The sequence below is a fragment of the Paraburkholderia sp. BR14320 genome (assembly GCF_040948665.1).
GTDB lineage: Bacteria > Pseudomonadota > Gammaproteobacteria > Burkholderiales > Burkholderiaceae > Paraburkholderia > Paraburkholderia youngii.
Genome location: NZ_JBFPKG010000251.1, coordinates 1 through 525, shown reverse-complemented (window position 1 = coordinate 525; position 525 = coordinate 1). Strand labels below are relative to the sequence as shown.

The 525-nt window shown below is 55.6% G+C and carries 1 protein-coding gene and 1 pseudogene; both read left to right on the top strand.

Translation table 11 applies throughout. From position 1 onward, the window contains the following. A partial coding sequence (locus AB3X89_RS40175; RefSeq protein ID WP_368588050.1) for a DDE-type integrase/transposase/recombinase occupies window positions 1-155 on the top strand: 155 nt, incomplete at its 5' end. A gap of 115 nt (window positions 156-270) precedes the next feature. After that, a pseudogene (locus AB3X89_RS40170) lies at window positions 271-402 on the top strand (IS110 family transposase); the annotation flags it as partial. Between the last annotated feature and the right edge of the window lie 123 nt (window positions 403-525).

Sequence of the window (525 nt, the reverse complement as noted above, 5' to 3'; positions counted from 1 at the left end):
TCCGTCAGATCAAGTACCTGAACAACATTGTCGAACAGGACCATCGGGCTATCAAACGCCGGACCCGGCCGATGCTGGGATTCAAGAACTTCCACCGTGCGAGGGTCATTCTCGGCGGCATCGAGGTCAATGGAATGAACGCCTCCCGACCGTGAACGGTGGAACTAAGGATGAGGATGGACCTTTCACGGGCCGACGGCATCACCGTGCCAATATGGAAGATCATGCAGGTCTTCACAGGCAAAACCGGAGGGATCCGAAATGAAGCTTACGCCAGTTGGGATCGACATTGCCAAGCGCGTGTTTCAGGTGCATTACGTGGACGCGGAAACTGGAGAGATTGTGAACCGGCAGATCAAGCGCGCCAAGTTTCTCGAGCACTTCGTGAACCGGGCGCCGTGTGAACCGCCCCGGGATTTCCGGAGGCTCCACTTCTTGAGAAAATGGAGCTATGGAAAACACGAAGAAGAAGTGCCCAAGGTACTCGCCTGAAGTTCGTGAGCGGGCTGTGCGAATGGTTCTGGA